The organism is Pseudomonas sp. SST3 (assembly GCF_003325755.1).
The window spans coordinates 1-4525 of the sequence record NZ_QORI02000111.1 but is presented as its reverse complement, the minus strand read 5'-3'; the positions used below and the strand labels follow the sequence as shown (position 1 = coordinate 4525).

6 protein-coding genes are annotated in these 4525 nt (G+C 49.7%); 1 reads left to right on the top strand and 5 read right to left on the bottom strand.

The genetic code is table 11. The features are described 5' to 3' along the window. A partial coding sequence (locus DQ405_RS24545) for an AraC family transcriptional regulator (RefSeq protein WP_168426373.1) occupies nt 1-526 on the bottom strand: 526 nt, incomplete at its 3' end. Between the two features lie 432 nt (nt 527-958). On the opposite strand from DQ405_RS24545, the gene DQ405_RS24540 reads away from it, so the two are divergent. After that, complete coding sequence (locus tag DQ405_RS24540) at nt 959-1345, top strand: nuclear transport factor 2 family protein (protein WP_168426372.1); 387 nt, start codon at nt 959-961, stop codon at nt 1343-1345. A gap of 436 nt (nt 1346-1781) precedes the next feature. Here DQ405_RS24540 and DQ405_RS24535 read toward each other — a convergent pair whose 3' ends face one another. The 4 genes from DQ405_RS24535 to DQ405_RS27835 all read right to left on the bottom strand — a co-directional run bounded on the left by DQ405_RS24535 (nt 1782) and on the right by DQ405_RS27835 (nt 4343). Next, nucleotides 1782-2264 (bottom strand): copper chaperone PCu(A)C, encoded by a 483-nt coding sequence (locus DQ405_RS24535; protein WP_168426371.1) that lies wholly within the window; start codon nt 2262-2264, stop codon nt 1782-1784. Next, nucleotides 2264-2872, bottom strand: coding sequence for an SCO family protein (locus DQ405_RS24530; protein WP_168426370.1), 609 nt, complete (start codon nt 2870-2872; stop codon nt 2264-2266). Before DQ405_RS24530 ends, DQ405_RS24535 begins: the two co-directional genes overlap by 1 nt. Before the next feature lie 259 nt (nt 2873-3131). After that, the gene (locus tag DQ405_RS24525; protein ID WP_168426369.1) at nt 3132-3872 is read right to left on the bottom strand and encodes an SDR family oxidoreductase; all 741 of its coding nucleotides are present in this window, start codon (nt 3870-3872) and stop codon (nt 3132-3134) included. Between the two features lie 261 nt (nt 3873-4133). Further along, nucleotides 4134-4343: a helix-turn-helix domain-containing protein gene (locus DQ405_RS27835; protein WP_342030458.1), complete on the bottom strand. Its 210-nt coding sequence runs from the start codon at nt 4341-4343 to the stop codon at nt 4134-4136. Nucleotides 4344-4525 lie beyond the last annotated feature (182 nt).

Genomic DNA, 4525 nt, shown 5'->3' with positions numbered 1-4525 from the left:
CTACATTCACGCCCATATCTTTCTCAATCAGGGCGAGGGCCAGATCGATCCCGGAAGCGATGCCGGCCGACGTCCAGATGTGCCCGTCCTCAATAAAAATATTGTCCCCCGCAACCTTGATGCGGGGAAAACGCGATTGCAGTAGTGCGGTGTGATTCCAGTGCGTCGTGGCCCGCCGATCGTTCAACAGCCCGATTTCCGCAAGCAAGAACGCCCCGGTGCACACGCTGGCGACTCGCGAAGCGTTGACGATCAATTGCCTTGCTGCGGCGAGATTCTCTGCTGTCAGCATTGGCTCGACTTCGCCACCCACAAAAATCACGGTGTCAAAGGTGTGCTGGCCAACTGGAGTAGTTTCGACCGGAAGGCCTGAATTACCAATAACCGATCCTCCGGAGTGCGATACGACACGAAGCTCATACGGCTTATGACCAACAGCCGTAGCCACTTGATTGAATGCAGACAGTGGCCCAGCAAGATCGAGGGCATCGTGACCAGGGCAGACAAAAAATCCAATTCGGTACATCGCAGCTCAGCTCCAGCGTTTTAAGTCTCAGATTAACGGGAACCCTAGTGTAATACCACGAAGCCTGGCGCCCTTCATGGCTTTTAGTAGCGAGATTTATTGGCTTAAAGTGAGGGATAAACGTCGTTTTCGTTTCCCATATTCCTACGTAAAGTTGGTGACACGAACACCAAGCGACGGTTGTAATGCTCGCTTTTACAGGTTCGCAGGCGGCGCAGTAGAGCACTACGAATCACCAATGTTTTAGTCCAATCCTCGTAAGGCAACGGCTTGAGTAGGCTTACTCAGGAGTGGGCCCGCTAGGTATGAATGCATCGTCTCTAAGCCAGGGGAGGAGCACTCGTTGTAGCAACCATTTTGGTGATCGCGGTACGTGACTCTGCGAGGCCCATAAAAACACGCACATTTCGCTAGCACCTACAAGGGTTCCACATGACTTCCCATATAAAACCAGTCGCCACCACTGAGTACGACGATGTGATTCAGGCAGCACAAGCTTATATTGACGGATATCGCTCTGGGGATATCGCTGGAATTGAGAAAGCTTTCCACGAAGACGCGATAATGTGGGGCTACAGCGGTGATGAGCTGCTTCAAGGTCCGGCTATTCCGGTATTTGCGAGCTTCTTCAAAGCGCTGGGTGCCTCACCGAATACCCGCAGTCGCCTGGATATCTTGGCTATCACACCCACAGCTGCAGTTGTCCGGGTGGACATGGAGAATGACGTTTTGAGCGCGAGCTTCCACGACTTTCTTTCGCTGCTCAAAATCGATGGTCAGTGGAAAATTATCTCGAAGATTTTTCAACGGTACGCATAAGGATTCGACAGCATCGCATCAGATAAATTATTCCGTATCGTTCGAGGTCTCCACAGCTTCCGCTGTGGCGACGTTGATGAGCATTTGCCTCATTGTGGCAAGGTGGACCCAGCTGCTGCGCGACGCGTGTGTGAAACCTATCCCTTTCAAAATCCGGCATTTTCTTAGATTGCGGTTCGATGTCGAGGATGTCGAGAAAGACTGACCGTCGCTTGCGTGTTTTTATGACGAGCGCAGGCTCCAGCCTCACTGCACAGAAAGACCTTTATGCTATTCATCACACTCCCTGAGAAAATGAAGATCTCTGTTTTTTCGCTCTGTACAGAAGTTGGGCGCCGTTTGACTGATCCACATCAACCCGTTTGAACTTAGTTTGCTCAATCAGCCACTACAAAAGCATTTCTTCTACTAGAGTTTCATTGCTGAATCCATCAATTCATTTGGCGTCATCAGCCATATTTAATGCCCGCGCAGTGGCCTCAACTTTGATCGATTCCATCTCGCCCATGGCGTTCTCTACCGTAAGATGCAAAAGCACCTTGTCGCCATTTTCAACCTGTTTCACCAAGTCAATCAGCATAATGTGATAGTTATGGGGATCCAGAATGACTGTTTTGCCAGCAGGTAAGGCAACGAACTCTACTGGTTGCATACGCATCACGTCGTTCTTGATGGTCGACTGGTGAATTTGCACGGTTTTCGCTATCGATGATTGGGCACTGAGCAGCTTGCTATCGCTGCTTGCAGTGATCGTCATGAACGCACCAGTCGCTTGTTGTCCTGGCACTGTCGCGCGAACCCATGCGTCTTCTACCTGCGTCTGGGCTGATACCTGGCAAGCCAATCCAAATAAGGAAAGTCCGATTGCGATCTGTTTAAAGCTCTGGAAAATATTTGCTCGATAGGGGGCCGTGTTCATTAGCAAATCTCCATGAGGGTAGTCAGATCTTCTGCACATTGCAGCGCCGAAAGTGCTTGAGAAAATCCAAGGCGTAGTTTTCCTTCGTAGTCATATACGTAGCTCGTCGATGAATGAGTAAGTGTATATGTTGATCCAATAGGTACTTTCTCATAGAACACACCGAATTCTTTGGCTGTAGCGGCCGTTTCTTCTAGTGTTCCATAGAGTGCGACAAATGAGGGATCAAAAGTTTTTTTGACATATGCGTCGAGTACGGCTGGTGAATCCCGTTCCGGATCAAGCGTTATAAAGACAACCTGAAGGCGGTAGCCATCCTTATCCATTATTTTTTTGATTTTTACTGCACGAGCTAAGGCAGTTGGGCAGACTGCCGGGCATTGAGTAAATCCAAAAAAAATCATGGGCATCACGCCCCGATAGCTTGAAAGCGTTCTCACCTCGCCGTCAGTGTCTTTTAACTTGAATGTGCGCCCAAGAATCTTATCGCTCAAATCTTTACCGTATTTGTATGACAACTCACCCCGGGTATCGCAGCCTGCGAGGATGCCCATACCTAGAAGTCCCATGCCTGAAATCACCTTACGGCGAGTCAATATAACGCTCATTGATTCAAGCCTCCTCATACGAAAATCGTGCAGATCACTACTGCGGTGAATTTTATGATTATTTATCTAATACTGTTAACGTAAGGTCCAACAGCACAAAATTTAAACCACCTAACTAAGTATTCATGCAATGAAGATATAGACTCCCACCACTCATCCAACCAGAATGGGTACTGGGAGTCAGCCGGAGTTACCAATTTCTGGGGATTAAGATTTCTGGGGTAAATCGTCAGATCGTCTCAAGGTGGATTAATCAGGACTATGCGTTTACGCCCCCGTCCACGCTCAAACTGGTGCCGGTGATGTGTTTAGCGCTTGGGCTTGCGATGAACGCGACCGCCACTGCGACATCCTTCCCAGTACCGTATCGCCCTAATGCTGAATGAGCCCTCATCGCGTCAGCACCATCACCATCGGCAGGGTTCATATCAGTGTCCGTAGGTCCAGGATGCACAGTATTAACGGTGATGCCTTGCGGCCCCAATTCACGAGCAAGTCCTCGTGTAAAGGAGAGCAGGGAGGACTTGGACATGGAATAGACCGTGACCGATTCAAAGGCCACGCGCTCCGCCAGACAGGAGCCGATATTGATGATTCTTCCGCCCTCTCCAAGATAGGTGATGGCAGCTTGAGACGCCAAGATCACTGCCCTAATGTTTACGGCGATGATCTGGTCTATCTGATCCAGTTGCATTGCCTCTAGCGGGCAAATAAAAGCGACGCCCGCGTTGTTTACTAGTATGTCCAAACCTCCTAAAAGCCTAGCGGCCTCATGTACAGACCGAGTAACAGCCTGGGAATCCGCACTGTCGGCTTGGATAGGGAAGGCTTTAACACCCAATCCCTCAATTTCTCTGGCCAGCTCCTCGGCGGCATCCCCAGAGCGAACATAGCTGAAAGCAATATCAGCTCCTTTTTCTGCCAACTCGATGGCGATAGCTGCACCAATACCGCGTGCGGCGCCAGTGATGAATGCACGTTTGCCTGAAAGTTCTTTCATGACTGTCCCATTAATAGATTAGAGATTCATCGCGACCATTAGAGGTCACTAAAACCCAGAGACTTAAGCTTAAGTGTCACTAGCGCTTTGCAAAACGACTTATTCCCCTCGATTTACGCCATGCTTTTCGATCGAACTTGTTTCTACTTCCGAATTAGATATTGATGAGTCTGCTTTAGGGGGAATAGATTTTCGGCATAACGTCGAAATATCCCCATGCTACGAGGATTGCGCCGCAGGCAATGAATCCTGAAGGGGTAGTTAAGGCACTTCAACCTCGGACTCATAAGCGGTAAAACCCTGATGCGTGGCCAGTCGCCTGATGCTTTGAGGAGGGTGCCCGATAACTCTGATAAAGGCTCTGCGCATCCGCTCCGGATCCTTAAAGCCCACCGAGTGTGCTATCAGCTCTATTGGTTCAGTCCCACGTTCAACGCGCAGCTTCGCAACCTCGACACGCAAACGCTCCACGGCTTTAGCCGGCGTTTCCCCAGTTTTCTAGCAGAAATGCTCGACCGAATTGACGCAAGCTTAGGCAAGCGATCGACGCTAAATGCTCAGTTGACAGCTGTTCGTTCAGATGCTCTCGCATGTAGGAAAGTACTTCTCTCATGCGATCAGTCGTCGGCTCCATATCAGCCATGGCCGAAAAT

Coding starts and splice junctions, on each gene's coding strand:
- DQ405_RS24540 (WP_168426372.1), top strand. CDS start 959: ATGACTTCCCATATAAAACCAGTCGCCACCACTGAGTACGACGATGTG.
- DQ405_RS24535 (WP_168426371.1), bottom strand. CDS start 2,264: ATGAACACGGCCCCCTATCGAGCAAATATTTTCCAGAGCTTTAAACAG.
- DQ405_RS24530 (WP_168426370.1), bottom strand. CDS start 2,872: ATGAGCGTTATATTGACTCGCCGTAAGGTGATTTCAGGCATGGGACTT.
- DQ405_RS24525 (WP_168426369.1), bottom strand. CDS start 3,872: ATGAAAGAACTTTCAGGCAAACGTGCATTCATCACTGGCGCCGCACGC.